General features: G+C 44.0%; 15 protein-coding genes. 11 read left to right on the top strand and 4 right to left on the bottom strand.

Annotation, left to right across the window (positions count from 1 at the left end; translation table 11 throughout):
• Positions 1-132 precede the first annotated feature (132 nt).
• From AC1XUE_RS11705 to AC1XUE_RS11675, 7 genes are all read left to right on the top strand, one after another.
• The gene (locus AC1XUE_RS11705; RefSeq protein ID WP_483356161.1) at positions 133-1,323 is read left to right on the top strand and encodes a LacI family DNA-binding transcriptional regulator; all 1,191 of its coding nucleotides are present in this window, start codon (positions 133-135) and stop codon (positions 1,321-1,323) included.
• Between the two features lie 697 nt (positions 1,324-2,020).
• On the top strand, positions 2,021-3,538 hold the full coding sequence (locus tag AC1XUE_RS11700) for a glycoside hydrolase family 28 protein (RefSeq protein WP_483356160.1): 1,518 nt from the start codon (positions 2,021-2,023) through the stop codon (positions 3,536-3,538).
• Positions 3,539-3,592: 54 nt separating this feature from the next.
• Positions 3,593-6,205, top strand: coding sequence for a glycoside hydrolase family 20 zincin-like fold domain-containing protein (locus AC1XUE_RS11695; protein ID WP_483356159.1), 2,613 nt, complete (start codon positions 3,593-3,595; stop codon positions 6,203-6,205).
• Complete coding sequence (locus tag AC1XUE_RS11690; protein ID WP_483356158.1) at positions 6,192-7,439, top strand: hypothetical protein; 1,248 nt, start codon at positions 6,192-6,194, stop codon at positions 7,437-7,439. The genes AC1XUE_RS11695 and AC1XUE_RS11690 overlap by 14 nt, the downstream gene beginning before the upstream one ends.
• A 37-nt stretch (positions 7,440-7,476) precedes the next feature.
• A complete protein-coding gene (locus tag AC1XUE_RS11685) occupies positions 7,477-10,317 on the top strand; it encodes a TonB-dependent receptor (protein ID WP_483356157.1) in 2,841 nt (946 codons plus the stop codon).
• A 48-nt stretch (positions 10,318-10,365) separates the two neighbouring features.
• Positions 10,366-11,166 carry a glucosamine-6-phosphate deaminase gene (locus tag AC1XUE_RS11680; RefSeq protein ID WP_483356156.1) on the top strand — a complete coding sequence of 267 codons (801 nt, stop codon included), beginning with the start codon at positions 10,366-10,368 and terminating at the stop codon, positions 11,164-11,166.
• A 73-nt stretch (positions 11,167-11,239) separates the two neighbouring features.
• Positions 11,240-12,550 carry an MFS transporter gene (locus AC1XUE_RS11675; protein ID WP_483356155.1) on the top strand — a complete coding sequence of 437 codons (1,311 nt, stop codon included), beginning with the start codon at positions 11,240-11,242 and terminating at the stop codon, positions 12,548-12,550.
• 146 nt (positions 12,551-12,696) lie between these two features.
• Here AC1XUE_RS11675 and AC1XUE_RS11670 read toward each other — a convergent pair whose 3' ends face one another.
• The 4 genes from AC1XUE_RS11670 to AC1XUE_RS11655 all read right to left on the bottom strand — a co-directional run bounded on the left by AC1XUE_RS11670 (position 12,697) and on the right by AC1XUE_RS11655 (position 15,454).
• Complete coding sequence (locus AC1XUE_RS11670; RefSeq protein WP_483356154.1) at positions 12,697-13,158, bottom strand: VOC family protein; 462 nt, start codon at positions 13,156-13,158, stop codon at positions 12,697-12,699.
• A 12-nt stretch (positions 13,159-13,170) separates the two neighbouring features.
• Entirely contained in the window at positions 13,171-13,545 is a 375-nt protein-coding gene (locus tag AC1XUE_RS11665; RefSeq protein WP_483356153.1) for a DoxX family protein, read from the bottom strand.
• A 6-nt stretch (positions 13,546-13,551) separates the two neighbouring features.
• Complete coding sequence (locus AC1XUE_RS11660) at positions 13,552-13,959, bottom strand: VOC family protein (RefSeq protein WP_483356152.1); 408 nt, start codon at positions 13,957-13,959, stop codon at positions 13,552-13,554.
• Between the two features lie 598 nt (positions 13,960-14,557).
• Positions 14,558-15,454 carry a helix-turn-helix domain-containing protein gene (locus AC1XUE_RS11655; RefSeq protein WP_483356151.1) on the bottom strand — a complete coding sequence of 299 codons (897 nt, stop codon included), beginning with the start codon at positions 15,452-15,454 and terminating at the stop codon, positions 14,558-14,560.
• A gap of 154 nt (positions 15,455-15,608) precedes the next feature.
• On the opposite strand from AC1XUE_RS11655, the gene AC1XUE_RS11650 reads away from it, so the two are divergent.
• The 4 genes from AC1XUE_RS11650 (at position 15,609) to AC1XUE_RS11635 (ending at position 18,452) form a co-directional block, all read left to right on the top strand.
• Positions 15,609-16,094: a cyclophilin-like fold protein gene (locus tag AC1XUE_RS11650; protein WP_483356150.1), complete on the top strand. Its 486-nt coding sequence runs from the start codon at positions 15,609-15,611 to the stop codon at positions 16,092-16,094.
• Positions 16,095-16,106: 12 nt separating this feature from the next.
• Positions 16,107-16,682 (top strand): DapH/DapD/GlmU-related protein, encoded by a 576-nt coding sequence (locus AC1XUE_RS11645; protein WP_483356149.1) that lies wholly within the window; start codon positions 16,107-16,109, stop codon positions 16,680-16,682.
• 151 nt (positions 16,683-16,833) lie between these two features.
• The gene (locus AC1XUE_RS11640) at positions 16,834-17,472 is read left to right on the top strand and encodes a (2Fe-2S)-binding protein (protein WP_483356148.1); all 639 of its coding nucleotides are present in this window, start codon (positions 16,834-16,836) and stop codon (positions 17,470-17,472) included.
• A complete protein-coding gene (locus tag AC1XUE_RS11635) occupies positions 17,469-18,452 on the top strand; it encodes an FAD binding domain-containing protein (RefSeq protein WP_483356147.1) in 984 nt (327 codons plus the stop codon). The genes AC1XUE_RS11640 and AC1XUE_RS11635 overlap by 4 nt, the downstream gene beginning before the upstream one ends.
• The last annotated feature ends 18 nt before the right edge of the window (positions 18,453-18,470 follow it).

The raw sequence follows: 18,470 nt of genomic DNA, 5'->3' as shown, positions 1-18,470 counted from the left end.
CTGCCCATCACCGCTTTCGTTCTATCAATCTATCACCGAGATTTTTTATCGCCGTTCTAAATTATCCATAAAACATTACTGGCATGCAGCTGTCCGTCATTGGCAGCGTTCATGCCAAGGGCATAAATCCCTGTGAAGCATAATTACGGCTATAAGGTTTCGGGAGAGATATCATGGGTAGCAAGCAAGACAGTAGCTGAGAAATATATTGGATTGTATATATTTGAAGTTCATTATAATGCAATTGGCGTGGAAGAAAAAGAAGATAATCTGCTTTCGGGTGTTAAGGAAATAGCCAGAAGGGCAAAGGTCTCACGGGCGACTGTTGACCGGGTTATTCATAACAGACCAGGTGTTTCTAAAAAAACCAAGGATCGTGTCACCGCGATCATAGAAGAGCTCAATTATCAGCCTAACGTATTGGCACAAAGGCTCTCATTTGCTTCCAGAGCCGTTATAAGATTAGCGGTTTTGTTACCTGGCACTTCAGAAGAAACAGAATATTGGAAGGCGCCACTAGAGGGTATCAGAAAAGCTGAAGAAGAGGTCAAACAGTATGGTGTGCAGGTAGACTATTATTTTTTCGATCAGAATGATAAATCCGTATTCGCTCAGCAGGTACAGCTGATCATTGACAGGGAAGCTGACGGAGTGCTGATTACCCCCACATTTGAGCCTGAATCCATTGTACTTTTGCGCCACTGCAAATTAAATAAGATTCCATGCGTTTTGATGAATTCAGACATAGCTGGTCAGGAAAGACTTTGTTACATCGGTCCGGAGCTCTTTGACAGCGGCTACCTTTCTGCGCAGCTGGTAGATTATTGTCTGAAAGACTCACAGAAAGTATTGGTGGTTAATATCGCCAGGGAAATCGAGAACAATGCAGCCATCATCCAAAAAGAGCAGGGATTTCTTGCGTATTTTGAGGAAAAACTCTCAAAGGACTTATTAATTAGCTTTAATAGCACCGATACTGACTACACCTCTGTAGCCAGCAAGCTCAATGTTCTGATAGACCAACAAAATCATATAGGCGTTATATATGTTACTAATTCTCGTGTATCGCTGGTAGCCCGGTGGTTGGAATCAGCCGGCCGGAAGGATATTATTTTGATCGGATATGACTATCTGTCAAGTAATATAGAGTTCTTAAAAAAAGGAGTGATTAACTTCCTGATCTGTGAGAAACCTCAGGAGCAGGGTTACCGAAGTGTGATGACTCTTTTTCATTTTTTAGTGTTTTCAACGCAAGTGAAAGAGGATTATCTTATGCCTATTGACATTATCACCAGTGCCAATTACAAGTACTATAGGAATTAAAGATTCCAAATCTACACTACCCGATACGGTTGATTGTTCTATACCGGCATGATAGGTTATCTCGGGACTCGGCGCTGGTCAGGATGAAGGCCGGCGGCAATCCTTTCTAGTAGATGAGGTACACCTTTCTCCACGTCGTAGGGCAAGGTAAATCACACGTGCTGAAGAGAGCAGGGGTCAAGGGGCACGGCTTGTCACACTGATTCCCCAGTTATAGTTATTATTTTGAATAATTTTAATAAAAAATGAAATAGGATCTATAATTGTAAAAAGCGTCCGGAATATCTGTAAAGGCACATTTTGCTAATACTTATTGTGGTCAATACATATTTTTGAAGATGATTCATAAGTTTTTTTACTGAAACGCTGTATGAAAATTTGGCATATTAATTTTTTAACATAAATTTGTGCACGTGCCCGGTATTTCAGATTTGTTCCTGCCGATACTTTATGTATTTCACAAAAGCACTGGTAGAATTCTAACTTTTATTGTTTCGGTTACGTACCCGACAGATGCTTGGTTAAGGACTTTCTAGTCGGCTGCCAAGTTGAATTTAATTTCACCGTGTACTAAAATGACAAGATACAGGAAGGTTATTTTGGTCTTAAATGATCACGCTGCCAAGCCCATGAACTTTGATTTTTAAATTGTTAATCTAGTTTAGATTTAAAGATGCATATTTATAAACATTATAGGATGATCATTACGACCAGCGTGCTTTTTTTGATCGCTTGTGTTAGTAATTCTGCTTCGGCAGCTGGCTTAGTTTACGACGTGCGGGATTTTGGAGCAGTAGGGAATGGCATTACTGACAATACGGTCTCAATTCAGCAGGCGATTGATTCGTGTTCAAAACACGGCGGGAAGGTTTATCTTGTCGGTGGGACGTATCTTTCGGGAACACTGGTTTTGAAAAGTAATGTAACTATTCACGTGGCGGCAGGCGCAACGCTTCTGGGGCAACCTGACACAAAGTTTTATCCTTATCAGCATTCAGGAATCAGGTTTTATGGAGAGGACTGGGCGAAACAGGCACTTATTTTCTGCAAAGATCAAAAGAATGTCAGCATTGAGGGGCTTGGAACTATAGACGGGCAGGGAGCATCATTTGTGACTACTACAACTAAAAAGCCTGACCGTTACAAAGACAGACCTTACCTTTTATGGTTTGCAGGCTGCGAAAATGTTCTTGTGACCGGTGTTAGACTGCAGAACTCTGCTTTCTGGATGCAGCACTATCTGGGCTGCAGCAATGTACGGATAGATGGTGTTAAAATCTGGAATCATTCCAATAAAAACAATGACATGATCGACATTGATGGCTGCAGTTATGTGACAATATCGAATGTAATAGGCGATTCGGATGATGATGGCATCACTATTAAAAGCACATCTGAGCGGGTTTCCGAGCATATCACAATCACCAATTGCATTTTAAGCAGTCACTGTAGCGCCATTAAATTCGGTACAGAATCTGTCGGCGGCTTTCGTAATATCACCATCTCTAACTGCGTGATTAAACCATCGGCTCAAAAGACAACTATCTATGGGAAGCCAAAGGGGGTAGGCGGACTGGCCATGGAGATTGTAGACGGAGGAACCATGGAGCGCGTGTCGGTAAGTAATCTGGTGATCGACGGAACAGAAGTGCCACTCTTCATACGTCTTGGAAACAGAGCCAGAAAACACATCCAGTCAGCTCCGGTCCCAGGGCTTGGTAAGCTGCGTGATATCAGCATTTCGGATATTCAGGCCAGTGGTGCCGGCGTGACGGGCTGTTCGTTTACGGGTTTAAGCGAAGCTCCGATAGAGCATATTACCCTGCGAAACATCAACATTCAGTTTGAGGGTGGAGGAAGGGTTTCGGATACAAAAAAGGTAGTCGATGAGCTGGAAGATGCATACCCTGAAGGCACCATGTTTGGCACGCTACCTTCCTACGGCTTTTATGTGAGGCATGCCAGAAACATAAAAATGTCAGGCATCTCGCTCAGCTATAAGTCCCCTGACGAGCGTCCTGCAGTTGTCATCTCTGACACCCACAACTTTTCGATCGTCGACACGGATGTCAAGCCTGGAGCAGGTCCGGATAAAATGGCAGTTGTTGAAAACAGCTCAAACGGACTGATCACAGCCAAAAGCTTTCATCTCCCAATTCCGGGATTTATTAGAAAAGACAAGCTGTCGAAAAATATTGTAGCAAAGATCGAATAGTTCAAAATAGTTGCCACGTATAGTTAATAGGGTTAGATGTAAAATGATAGTCCGATGTTAAGAAATATATTCTTCTCTTTGATGGTATTACTGCTCTCTGTGGGTGGATATGACACTTCAGCGCATGAGGTTGCAAGCCAAGATCACAGATTGGAAGTTATCGCCAGCTCTGATACCTTAAAGCTTTTGCCTTACCCTCAGTTCGTATCTCGTGGCAGCGGCGATTTTCGGGCTTCTTCAAATATGGAACTGAGCACCACCGGTTTGAATGCTCAGCAGTCCGACAGACTAACAGAACATTTTAAGGCCGTCAAGAACGAGGCAAAAGGTTTCAAATCAGAAGGGACTCTTCGTGTTGAGCTTTTACTACTCTCTGAAGCCCAAAAGAAAGGTGGGATTCTCTGGGATAGGTTAAAAATTTACAAAGACAGCCTTGGAATGGAGGGCTATATTTTATCAGCTGAAAACAGCAGCATTATAATTTGCGCTCACAGTGAAACAGGGTTTTTCTATGGACTTCAGACCCTGAAACAAATAATCAGGTCAAACTTTAGTCAGCAGGTTTTTATCGCGGACTGGCCCGCCTACAAGGTAAGGGCTATATTCGACGATATCAGCCGTGGACCTATTTCCAGGGTTGACTATATCAAAAAACAGATTGAAAGGTTGGCTGAACTGAAGATTAACTACTTGTCATTTTATATCGAGCACGTTGTCCAGACTGTTTCGCATCCTGACTTTGCACCTGAAAACGGAAAGTTAACGATTGCCCAGATCAAAGAATTATCAGTTTATGCAGAGAAATACCATATGAAACTGATCGGAGGTTTTCAATCGTTCGGCCATTTTGAGAAGATACTCGCTTTGAATCAATATAGCTCAATGGGGGAGACACCCTCCTTGATATCTCCGCTCGATCCGAAAGCCCGACGATTTTTACAGGATGTGATAGGCGAATTGTGTGATGCTTTCAGCGCACCCTGGTTCAATGTGAACTGCGATGAGACCTTTGATCTTAATAAGGGTAAATCAAAAGCCTACATCGATAGCATAGGTGCTGACCGTTTCTATGCTGATCATCTCAACTTTCTGTACGACGTGTTAAAAGGTCATAACAAAAAAATGATGATGTGGGGTGATGTAGCGCTCCAACATGAGAGGATTCTTGATATGCTTCCCAAAGATCTGGTTTATCTGAGCTGGGAATATGGTGCAAATAATGATTATGATCAATGGATCAAGCCGTTTGCCAGCCGCGGACTGGAATATATGGTATGTCCGGGCATACTGAATTCTTACAGGATGTTTCCTGATATGAATATGGCTAAATCGAATATTAAAGGGTTTTTAACCGAAGGTAAAAAAAATGGTGCTGCGGGGGCGTTTACCACGATTTGGGATGATGGTGGCGCATACTTGTTTTCTGTGGACTGGTACGGCGTTTATTACGCAGCTGAAAAAAGCTGGAATCTTCAAAAAGAAAATGAAGTCTCCTTCGATCTCCGCTACACTGCAGTTGCTTACAAGTCAGATAACGTTAACTATGTTAAAGCTGTTAATAAACTCTTGGAGCTGAGAAGTTTGCCTTTAACTCATAACATGAATGATCTTGTCTGGCATCAGCAGATATTACCCAGGCAATCAAAGCAACTTTGGCTTAATAATCAGGATGTGCCGGGTGCCCAAAAGATCCTGCACGAAGCTTCTGATTTTCTCAGTGCGAGCCGCGCTATGATCAATCAGGCTGATATTACCGCCCTGCAACATACGATCGCGCAATATCAGATTTTGATGGACTCCCGTCAGCTGGTGGCCAGTCTTGCGGGAGCTTATAAAAAGGCTTCGGAAATTCGTCAGAATGACCCTGTCTCCAGCCGAAGACTTTTGAGCCAGTCGGCAGATTCGCTCAGCATACTTTCCGGGCGCTACAAAACGCTTGCATCTAACTTTGAAAAGCTCTGGCTTGCAGAAAACCAACCTTACTGGCTTGATGTGGTACTGCAGCCATACCAAAGCAAGGCCACTGAACTTTCAGATCTGGAAAAATCACTCAGAACATTGGCCGGCGCGACGGCTCAGACCACCCTTCCTTCGCTTGCTCAGATTGGTCTTGACATTGTTGACACTCCCCACAGTTATTTTCAGTACTGGCTTTTGGCAGGGCCTTTTCCGACCAGTAAGCGTGGGGCCGTACCTGATTTTATGTACTCGGAAAGCCAGGAATACAACAAGCCACCGATTCCGGGAGCCATTGCCATCTATCAAAATAAAAGCTACCGATGGAAAAAATTTGCCTCCAACACCGGTGGTCCTGTTGAGCTTGATGAATACTATAACCAAAAACCAATAGCAGCAGCCTATGCCTACTGTACTTTGAATGTAACGGGTCAGGATGTAACCGAGATTTTTGTGAAAGCACCTGACGGCGCAGAAGTGTATTGTGATGGCAAAAAGGTGGGCGTAATCACTTTTGGTGACAAAGGCTGGGATGAGAAGAGAATACCAGTGACTTTGAAAAAGGGCAACCATCAGTTTTTATTGAAATTACCGGCAACAAATGACAGCTCCTGGGATTTTAGCTTCAGGCTCGGCGCCGGAGTTCAGGTAGTTAACAGTAAACATAAATATCAGACTAACTCTAAAAACAAGACTTATGAAGCAGAATAGACCACGTTTTTATATGCTGCTCTTGCTATCTCTGGCAGTAGGTACAACAGCAGCTTTGGCACAAACCGAAAGGCAAAAGGTAAACCTGGCTATTGATCAAATTGCCAAGTACGTCTCTGAGGTAATTCTGGATGCAGAAGGGAAGTCGAAATGCGATTATAATATGACCGAAGGCAAGTGGTATGATTACGAGGTACCCTGGCATACGGGGCAGGCGGTGAATGCACTGCTGGCTGCCTACAAGCATACGGGTAGCAAAAAATACCTGAATGCAGCCATTAAAGGAGGAGACTATTGGGCTGGTCTTGAAATTAAAGATCATCGTGTTTTGAAAGGTATGGTTAATGCACGACACGGTGATTCGATTGGAGAAGATTACATCGTATTTGCAACTGTATCTGATGGAACCCCGGGGATCTATGAGCTTTCCCGAGTTACTAAAAATCCCAGATATGCCAAGGTAGCTACATCTGCCGCTAACTGGATGATTAAAAATATGTATGATGCACAGAAAGGAATATGCTATGATAATGTAGATGTGAAAACCGGTGAGGTTCTGAAAGAATATAGCCCCTTTTGGAAAGACAAAGGCCAGCAAGGTTTGTTTGACGTGTCTCGTCCGAATACAGAAGGATCTTTGTTTAAAGACGCTTTCGAGTTTTCCGGAGACAAGCAGTTTAAGGATGCGTTTATTAATCTTTGCAACAGTCTTCTGGAAAAACAGGGGACTGAAGGTGTCTGGATGAGCTTTATGCCCAATTCTGCAGAAGCAAGATCATTCCACCCACGTTTTTCTTTGTGGTATGCTGAATCACTGATCGAAGCATTTAACCTGACGGGTGACAGAAAATATCTGGATGGGGCAGCCCGTACAGCTGAAGTTTTTGCTGCTGCCCAACAGAAAGACGGGACGATTTTTTACGACAATTATCTGAATGGCAGACTACCTGACAAGGGCTCAGTGACCGGGTCTGCCTCAGCACTTGCAGCCATTGTCTGGATTAAACTTGTGCAAAACGGCTACAAGCAGTTTGAAGGTAACATCGAAAGGTCTGCCAACTGGATCTTGCAAAACCGTTATTCACAGAACCACCCGGATCCTAATTTGAGAGGAGCTGTGCTCGAAACGCGGACACGATTCAGGAAAGGTAAGGTCTGGCTGACAAACCGTGATACAGGCAGCATCTTTGCACTACGTTTTCTGGTAGATTATTCCCAATATAAATTCAAATAAATCCTTCAACCTTTTATCGCTGTTCCCTTGTTGTAGTATGAAAAATTTACTCAAAAATTACAGTTCCCTACGGGGCATACTGGTGGGCATGCTGGCTCTTGCCGGTTCTGTTTGCGGTGTTTTTGCGCAGCAAATCACAGGAAATATCAAAGGTCAGATTACCGGCAGTAGCGGAGAAATACTACCCGGCGCATCGGTGTTTATCAAAGGGACGACCTATGGTGTTGCCACTGACCTGTCCGGGAACTATACACTTTTAAACGTACCTGCGGGGCAGCAGACTATTTCGGTTGTCTATATGGGATTTAAGCCTTCTGAGGAGCAAGTCAGTGTAATAGCTGGCAAAACGGTCTTTCTCAACATAAAGATGAGCTCGGACGATCTGAATCTGAGTGAGATCACCGTTACCGCCGCTCAGGAGGGGCAACGTAAAGCGCTTAATCAGCAGCGAAATTCAGACAACATCAAGCAGGTTATATCCGCTGATCTGATGGGGCGCTTTCCGGATCTGAACGTGGCAGAGTCTCTGCAGCGTCTGCCGGGGGTTACCATAGGACGAAACAGCAGTGGCGAGGGTGCTACCGTTCAGATGAGAGGAACCCCTGGTAACTTCACAAATATCAATGTGAACGGTGAGCAGATCATGGGAACCCAGGAGGACGGCTCACGGAATGCACAGCTGGATGTGATCCCTGTGAACGTGTTATCCTCTATGGAAGTGGTTAAAACGCTGACTCCTGATCTGGACGGAGATGCGATTGCGGGTGTGATCAATATGAAAACGCCTACGGCCAGCTCGCTTCAGCCTAAGTTGTCGGTTGATCTGGGCGCGGGTTATAACAATCTTCGCAGTAACCTGAATGGAATCGGCAATATCTCGGCAGGTAAGCGCTTTTTTGCCAATGATAAAAACCCCAATGGCAGACTGGGAATTATGGCGACAGGCAGCTACTTCAGAACCAAAAATGGTTACGATGAGATACGGGCGCAGGTTTGGGAGGCCAACGATTATGGTAAGGGAAGCATTTATTTTCCGACAGACGTAAGACTACTTTATGTTGAAAATCAACGCACCAGGACCGGTACATCAGCTACAATAGATTACAACTTCAGTCCGACCACTAACATCATCGCTAATGTGATGTACAGCAATCACTTCAATGAGCTGACGCGTTACCGCAAAAGGACCCGTATGCAAACGGCCAGAAATGTACTGACGGAACAGGGAGAATATACCAACTCACGCGGCCGGGGTTACAATGAGATCAAATCTGCCACAGAGGATAACAGTAGCTTGAATTTCAACATTCAGGGAGAGACAGTAATCGGTTCGGTGAAGCTGGATGCAGGTGTGTTTATGAATGAGTCCGAGTTTGTGAACAGATCAGGTATTTATAATTTCATCACCGGAAATATTCCGCTTGCTATATCTGACATCAGCACTGATTACTTATCGGCTTACGGAACTGACTGGAAAAATAACGCTTCTCTTTACACTTATAATACTGTGGAAAGAGACTGGTGGAATACGAAGGGTAAAAACTTTACCGCTCGCCTAAATGCAAGTGTACCTTACAAGATTGGAAACAATTCTGCTTTTTTTAAAGCCGGGGCAAAAGTTAAACGTATGCATAATCAGCGCTCACGGCCGGATGAGACCGTAGTTACAACTTACGCAGGAGCGGCAGCAGCGGGAAACCTTACCAACTTCAGCGGGAGTCCTGAGATATCTGCTGATCTTTTAGACGGCAATACCAATTTCGGTCTGGGCGTAGATAAAGACAAAACGATCAATTTTCTGGATCAGAATCTGGGGACAGCACTTTTTCCAATTAATGTAGGAGCGACCAGAAACAGTATAGATTCCTATTATTACGATGCGGTTGAAACGGTATCATCCGGCTATATCATGAACAGGATCCAGTTTAACAAGCTGATGTTCCTTGTGGGAGCGCGTATTGAACAGACGAAGGTGGATTACAAAGGAAATATCATTCAGACCGATGCAGACGGTAACTGGGTTTCAACAACTCCAAACCAGAAAAAGAATGATTACATCAAAGTACTGCCCAACATCCAGTTCAAATACGATCTTGACAAATCTTCATTGTTGAGGGCTGCTTTGACCTATGGCTATTCTCGTCCCAACTTTGTGGATCTGGTGCCGGGCCGCGTAATTAGTCTTTTAAGCGAGACAGTAACGGATGGAAATCCTGACCTTCAGCCGGCATTTGCCACCAACATTGATCTGATGTATGAAAAATATCTGAGCAATCTGGGGATCATATCAGCAGGTGCGTTTTATAAGAAAATCAATAAGTTTCAATACAACAGCGTGTTTGCACTTGCAGGAGATGAATTCGAAGGTGCTGAACGCTACACAGGCTGGAGATGGTTCAGGACATTGAACGGAAACAGTGCCAACGTATATGGATTGGAGCTGAATCTGCAGGCCAACCTTACTTTCCTTCCTGGTATTCTCAAAGGGCTTTCCGTGTTGGCCAATTACACCTATACGCATTCGAATGCCGATGCACAGTTCCGGAAGGATCTTCGCCTGCCAGGTCAGGCCAAGCATACAGCAAACGGGTCGATTTCATTTAATCATAAGCGGCTGACGATGCAGGCGAATCTGAACTACAATGGTTCTTACACGGTGCTGTTGGGCGATCAAGATGCAACGGATGTGATCCGTCATGACAGGATTCAGATAGATGCCAACGCTTCTTACCGCATTACAGATAAAATCTCAATCTATGCCGAGGCGCAAAATCTAGGTAAGGCTCCGCAGATCGATTATTTCGGAGAGCGTGAGCGGATCTATCAGAAGCAGTTTTACTCTTTCTGGGGACGGGCCGGAGTTAAATTCAGATTTTAAGACAAAAACAATAGTCAGATAACAGACAATAATTTAAATTCACACGAAATGACAATGATTAAAAAGGGAACGGCAGGAGAGTTGAACGTGGTAGTTTTTGAAAACAGACAGCAGCTGGGAGAATACGCTGCTGAAGCAGTTGCTGAAAAAATAAATGAGCTGCTAAAACAACAGCAGTCCGTAAACATCATATTTGCCGCTGCAGCCTCACAAAATGAATTTTTAGCCACACTTATAAAGCTCGATGTGGACTGGACACGGGTGAACGCCTTTCATATGGATGAGTATATAGGACTTCCGAAAGGAGCCAAACAACATTTTTCTTATTTTCTGTCAGAGAAAATCTTTGACCGGGTCCCGTTTGCAAATGTTTTCTGTCTGGATGGCAGCGCAAGTGATACAAAAGCTGAATGTTCTCGTTATGAAGCTTTACTGCTGGAGCATCCTACTGACATTACGTGCATGGGTATAGGAGAAAATACGCATCTTGCCTTCAATGATCCTGACATTGCCGACTTCAATGAAGCGCAACTGGTGAAGGTAGTTGAGCTGGCTGTTGAAAGTCGCCAGCAGCAGGTGAACGAAGATTGCTTCGATGCACTGGATCAGGTTCCGGAAGTTGCTTACACGTTGAGTGTCCCTGCGTTGCTGAAAGCCAAACATATCTACAGTATGGTTCCCGGACCATCAAAAGCGCAGGCTGTCTTTCATACACTAAATGAGGATATTTCAGAAAAGTATCCATCAACGATTTTGCGCACACTGCCTAATGCTTACCTTTTCCTTGATCAGGATAGTTTCGAGCAGGTAGAAACTGAGGCTGAAGTTTTTCCGGTGCTATTTGACTAATCCGATGGCCTGGCAACCAGCCGGGCCTGTCCAACAACCAAATCAGGCTATGTAGCTGTTTTTAAACCCGACTATGACAGATAAATCAACCGGAAACTACAGGTGGGTGATTTGCACCCTGCTTTTTTTTGCAACCACGATCAACTACCTCGACAGGCAGGTATTGGGTCTTTTGAAGCCTATTCTCGAAAAACAGTACAACTGGACAGAAACCGACTACAGCTACATAGTAATGGCTTTTTCTTCCACCTACGCCATTGGTCTTGTAGTTTTCGGAAGAGTCATTGACAAGATCGGTGCCAGATCAGGCTACTCGATATCTGTAACCATCTGGAGCATAGCCGCCATGTGCCACGCATTGGTGAGCAGCGCCTTTGGGTTTGGTTTGGCAAGAGCGGCTTTGGGAATAGGTGAATCAGGAAACTTCCCGGCCGCGGTCAAGACTGTTACAGAATGGTTTCCCAAAAGAGAGCGTGCATTGGCGACGGGCATTTTTGATTCAGGAGCGAACATCGGAGCCTGCGTAGCACCTATTATGGTTCCCTGGCTTCTGGGAATATACGGTTGGCAGGCTGCTTTTATTATTACCGGTGCTATTGGTTTTATCTGGCTGATCGCCTGGCGTATGGTTTACCGCCAGCCGGAGCAGCATCCCAAACTTTCAATCTCGGAGCTTTCCTATATCCGTATTGATGATACCGCAGCTGAGATCAAAGCCGACCAGGATACTTTGGCCGGTGAGCAAAGTCAGAAACTAAGCTGGACCGCACTTTTCTCGCTTAGACCTACCTGGTCATTTATTGCAGGGAAGTTTTTGACTGACCCGATTTGGTACTTTTTTCTCTTCTGGCTTCCGTCCTATTTCAGTACAACATTCAATCTGGATCTTAAAAAGCCTGGATTGCCATTGGTTATCGTTTATTCTGCTGCTACGATCGGCGCAGTGGGTGGTGGTTTTCTCTCATCTTGGTTTATTAAAAAAGGATGGAGTGTTTCCAAATCCAGAAAAGCTGCCCTTTTTCTCGCAGCGTTGTGTGTAGTACCTATCATGGGTGCGCGGTTTGTAACTGATATTTGGTCGGCAGTAGGTTTGATAGGTCTTGCCGTGGCAGGAAACGCAGCTTGGAGTTCAAATATTTATACCATTGTTTCGGATATGCTGCCTAAAAACACGGTTAGTTCAGTGATAGGTATCGGCGGCATGGCAGGTGCAATAGGAGGGGTGCTATTTCCTTTACTAATCGGCACGATCCTGGATCACTACAAAAGCGCGGGTAATCTTGTGTCTGGATACAACGTGATTTTCCTTCTATGCAGTGTATCTTTTCTCATTGCCTGGCTGACCATTCATCTGATCACCCCAAGGATCGAGCCAATTAGTTAACAGAGCTATTGTAGGATTAAAAAGGAGTAAGTGTAAAGCAAATGCTTGAAAGCAGGAATAACGCACTGATGACTATGTATCTACAGTTAAGTTTTCCTGCATTCGCCAATTGTTCCGAATCAGTTTCAGTTTTTTGCCTAACTGCATTAAAAATCTGCAATAACAATTTTTTTCATCTCCATCATCTTTTTGTATGCGCCTGGTTTTTTGTTAAGTTCTTCCCAGTTTTCAGGACACACCTGCCAGCTTAATCCGTATTTATCTTTTAACCAGCCGCAAACACTTTCCTGGCCACCATTTGCAGTGAGTGTGTCCCAGTAATAGTCTATTTCAGCCTGATTTTTGCAGGGTATCATAAAAGACACAGATTCATTGAATTTGAATAACGGGCCGGCATTGATCGCAATAAAACGCATATTTAAAATTTCGAACTCGACAGTAAGCACTTTCCCCGCAAAGTCCTTCTGAAAATCAGCCAGCCCGTCAGCTTCGGTCAGCGGGTAATAAGTAGTATGAATCAGTTTTCCGTCAGCAAAGACGGAAACATAGTATTCAGCGGCATCCTGTGCATTACCATCAAACCAAAGGTTAGGAATTATTTTGTGCATGATCCGGATATTTTATTGATTCAACTTAATTTTTCTGTTGTAGATATAAGATACTGTCAAAATTCCAAGGAAAGCCAATGGCATAAGCATGTACCCGATATTTTTGTCTACACAGGCATGGCTGATGAATGCGAAAATGAGTGTATATGCCAGGCCTGCATAAGCCCATTCTTTTATTACGGCTGGCGTTTTCGGGTAAGTGATGGCTATGACACCCAATACCTTTGCTATAGCGACCGAGTATCCGAAGTAATCGGGATACAAAAGTGCCCTGGTGCCAAATGTCATATACTCCGGTGCAAAGATCCAGGTACTGATCGGCATGACGGCCTCCCACAGAGCAATGATAATTGTTGCCGTCCAGAAAATGATTTTGTTCCTTTTCATTTACTTTTATTCAGTCGGAAGTTTTGACATGTCCATAAAGAAAATCTCCCAGGTGTGCCCGTCAAAGTCTTCTATGGTGCGCTGTTGCATGAATCCATAATCCCTGATTTCATTAGGTTCGGTTCCTCCGGCTTCCAAACCTGCCTCAGTTACAGTGTGCACTTCGTCAAGGCTATCCACAGACAGCGAGAATAATCCGGCCACATTTGATTTCGTATCCGCAATCGGTTTGGTAGCGAAGGATGCAAACTTTTCATGGGTGAGAAGCATTACGTAGATTGACTCGCTCCATACCATGCATTTTCCTGAATCATCCGAAAACTGCGGGTTATTGTTGAATCCGAGTTTGGTGTAAAAGTCCATAGACTTGCTCAGGTCCTTCACTGCCAGATTAATAAAAATTTGCTTTGCCATTTTGGTAAGTGTTTAGATTTGCCACGCAGTTTGATATTTGCGTATGACAAAGATAAATGCAACTTGCTGCGTTGGTGCACCGTGTATTTGACAATTAGCAGGGGCATTTGAGACAAATCGCCCGCCAAAATCATATCCCGGATGATGTAGGAACCCTTGTTTCTAGGAACCAGTTAATTACATATTGAACGAGCCTGTTACCGAAGATTAACTTCATTAGCAAAGAAGGAGTCAGCTCTATCACACAGCAATAACAATTCAAGTGGTTGCTACAAGTCATACTCACTGACAAAACCAGGATTTTTCCCATCTGCAGGATAGTAAAAGAATGCAAACAGCACGCTATTAGGGGCAGGGCGCCGGGTATTTGCAGCTTGCTTTGCGCACCAACTGCTGACCCAGCTGGATCTCATCCGGAAGTCAATAGGTAGTTAGTAAAATCGTGATGGACATTTGCGTTCTGCACCGCATACCCTTTTAATGATCTTTCGCATTCGAAGATCAGACTACCGAATCCTCTGCAGAATACACTAAGGCCGCTACGCTTTACCTTCAGCGAAAATAGATTCTGGTTATTGCTCCGCATGAGGTAGTGATTTTAGTTTAAACTACGGTATTCATTGGGAGTTACGCCGGTTTTTTGTTTAAACAACCGTGTGAAATGTTGTTGATATTTAAATCCCAGTTGATAGGCGATTTCGCCTAGCGATGTATTGGCATCAAAAATTTTCACTTTTGCTTCGTCGATTAATCTGGATTGAATTAAATTCAAAGCCGTTTTTCCGGTTTCTTTTTTAATAAGATCTCCAAAATAGTTGGGAGATAAACAAAGACTCTCAGCGCAGTACGCCACACTTGGAAGACCTAAGGTTTGTGCTTTTCCTGACTTAAAATAATCATTGAGTAGTTCTTCAAACCGTGCTAAAATATCTATATTCACATTAACCCGTGTGATGAATTGTCTGTCATAGAACCGCATGCAGTAATTGAGAAACAGTTCGATATTGGAGACAATCAGCGTCTTACTGTGTTTATCAATGTTCTGGTCTATCTCGGTTTTGATTTTTTCGAAAGAATCGACAATTGTTTCCCGCTCTTTTTTGGATAAATGCAAAGCTTCACTGACTTGATAGGAAAAAAAGGTATACTCTTTAATCATTTTCCCAAGGTGCGTGCCTGCGATCAGGTCGGGATGAAAAATAAGTGCATATCCTGATGGTTTGACGGCTATTCCCTTGCTGTCAATACCATATACCTGTCCGGGTGCTACGAAAACTAAAGTGCCATCTTCATAATCATAGGGCTGGCACCCATAGGTCATGTCACCACATTTTATACTTTTAAGGAACACGGCATATACACCCATGTATCTTCTGAAATGCTGCACAGTTGGTATTTCATTAAAATTGATGACACTGACGAGAGGATGCAACGTATCGACTCCGATCCAATTGTTGTATTGCTTTACGGTATCAATTCTTTCTACTTTTTCCATATTTCAACGTATTAGATTCAAATATAGTCATGCTACGATAGGGATGCTCCCAGCGATATCTAAATCCGTAAAAGTGGTAAATAAAGCTGTAATCTATATAAAATTGGAAGTTGTTCCGGATCGACCTTTGCTATGCAAAAAGATACCAAAGAAGATGAAAACAAAAAACCTGCAGATCTTATACTTCGGACTTTTCTTACTAATAGGAAACATGGCCTGTAAAACACATGAGCAGACAATTCCTGTTACGAATGTGCTGAGTGATGATGAAACCGCCAGTAGTACCATGACAAATCAGCTCAAAATTAAGATTGGTTCGAAAAGGTTTATTGCTTCGCTTTTTGATAATGCTACGGTGGCGGCTTTTAAAGCAAGATTACCGCTTACCATCTCTATGAGCGAGCTAAATGGAAATGAGAAGCTTTACAATTTCGCTGCAAACCTGCCAACCAGTGCATCAAATCCGGCAATGATAAATACAGGTGACTTAATGCTCTATAGCTCAAACGTGCTGGTGCTATTTTACAAAAGTTTTGCAACACAGTATGCCTACACCAAACTCGGGCGTATCACAGATACATACGGGCTTGAAGAAGCATTAGGAGCCGGAAATGTAACAGTGACATTTGAATTAGAGTAAAAAAAGTAAACTATGAATAATCAGGTAGAAGAGGAGGATATTTTTGAAAAAATGAGGTTGGGTCTTCCAATCCGGAAAGATGATCCTGAGTACGGGAGGTTTTCAGAAGTGGTGTCGCAAACGATAAGACTCTGTACCAAAATGAATGCTGAGGCAACTGACAAGGATGAGGTACGAAAAAGGGTGGGAGAGATTATTGGGATAGAGATAGACAAGTCGACGACTATACTTCCACCTTTCTACACCAACTTCGGGCGCTCGATCCGACTCGGTAAAAATGTTTTCATCAATCATGCTTGCTCATTTCTGGATATTGGCGGGATTACCATCGAAGATGATGTGCAAATAGGTCCCAGGGTAAACCTCACATCTGAAAACCATCCGCTCGATCCCGAAGATCGGAAAACACTCCTCCTGGCCCCGATCGTCATCAGGAAAAATGCGTGGATCGGAGCTGGCGCAACGATATTGCCAGGCGTAACCATTGGAGAAAATGCAGTCGTTGCAGCCGGTGCTGTAGTGAGCCGGAATGTGCCGCCGGACACCGTCGTCGCCGGAATTCCTGCAAAAATGGTGAAGTGCTTCTAGATCCTGATATGCAATGCACTGCCAATCAACTACAGATTGGTCAGGTCGAGAGGCTTTGGTTCAATTGTTTTAAAACCTCTTGGAATTGAATAAAAAAATGCGCTTCAGGCTAGAAATCGAGGACTACCATATTTCTTTAATCAAGATCACCATGGATAAACATCAATCAAACAAAAAACCTCAAAAGGAAGACAATCACGAGTCCCGCCGGGACTTTTTGAAAACATCTTCCATACTAACTGCCATTGCCATCACGCCAGTTACAGTCGCCAAGGCTGCTGAGTATGATCTGGGACAAAAGATCAACGCAGCATTTGAGACAACACCTGTAAACATGACCGTTAATGGTGTGAAAAAACGGTTGCCTGTTGAGCCACGCTCCACGCTTCTGGATGTATTGCGCGAGCAGCTGGATTTGACCGGAACCAAAAAAGGATGCGACTATGGTCAGTGTGGGGCTTGTACAGTTCATGTAAATGGCCAGCGTGTGCTTTCCTGCCTGAGCCTGGCGATTATGCAGGAAGGGAAGCAGGTGACAACCATCGAAGGGCTCGCGAAGGGTGATGAGCTTCATCCGATGCAAAAGGCATTTATTAAACATGACGGTTTCCAATGTGGCTATTGTACGCCGGGACAAATCATGTCCGGGATTGCATGCATCAACGAAGGACATGCCGAAAGTAAAGAGGAGATCAAAGAGTTTATGAGCGGTAATATATGCCGCTGCGGAGCATATCCGAACATTGTCAAAGCGATTCAGGAAGTTAAAAATGGGGGGCACAAATTATGATACAGTTTCAATACGAACGCGCATCAACAGCGAAAGCGGCGATAAGCGCTGTGACCAACACTGCCAATTCCAAATTTATCGCAGGAGGTACGAACCTGGTGGACCTTATGAAGCGGAATGTGATGGCTCCCAATCAACTGGTAGACATTAATACAGTTCCGCTCCGCAATATCCAGCAGCACGCTGGAAAGATCAGCATCGGTGCGCTGGCGCTTAACAGCCAGTTGGCGGATGATATACTGATTTTAGCGAAACACCCCCTGCTGTCAAAGGCCTTAAATGCGGGAGCTTCAGCGCAAATCAGAAATATGGCAACAGTAGGAGGCAATATGATGCAGCGTACACGGTGTTCCTATTTTTACGACACTGCCCTACCTTGTAACAAACGTGAACCCGGCAGCGGCTGCGGGGCTATTGAAGGGAGTAACAGAATGCATGCGATTTTTGGAACAAGTGAGAAATGCATTGCAGTGCATCCAAGTGACATGTGTGTAGCCTTAGTGGCATTGGATGCTATGGTAATCGTATCAGGACCAAAGGGAGAAAGGAGTATTCCATTTGAGGACTTTCACCGGCTACCTGGCAGCCAGCCGGAAAAAGACAATACCCTGCAAAATAATGAGCTGATTATGTCGGTAGAAATTCCCGATAACGCATTCAGTAAAAACACCCACTACGCCAAGGTACGTGACCGTGCTTCTTACGCTTTTGCCTTGGTGTCTGTGGCAGCAGCATTAGATATGGATGGTCAAAACATCAAAGAAGCCAGGCTTGCCATGGGTGGGGTAGCGCATAAACCTTGGCGGTTGAAAGATGCTGAAAAAGCACTTGCGGGGAAACCAGCTACGGAAGAGACGTTCCGACAGGCAGCTGAAATTGCGATGAGAGGTGCAAAGGCATTCAAGCACAATGCATTTAAGTTAAAACTAGGTCCGAATGTGATTGTGGAAGCATTGAAAAATGCAGCTGGTCTGGTATAAATATCTTTTGTCACCTGA

It is taken from the genome of Dyadobacter sp. HNCC25DJ187 (assembly GCF_056895255.1).
This window is presented reverse-complemented; position numbering and strand designations above follow the sequence as displayed.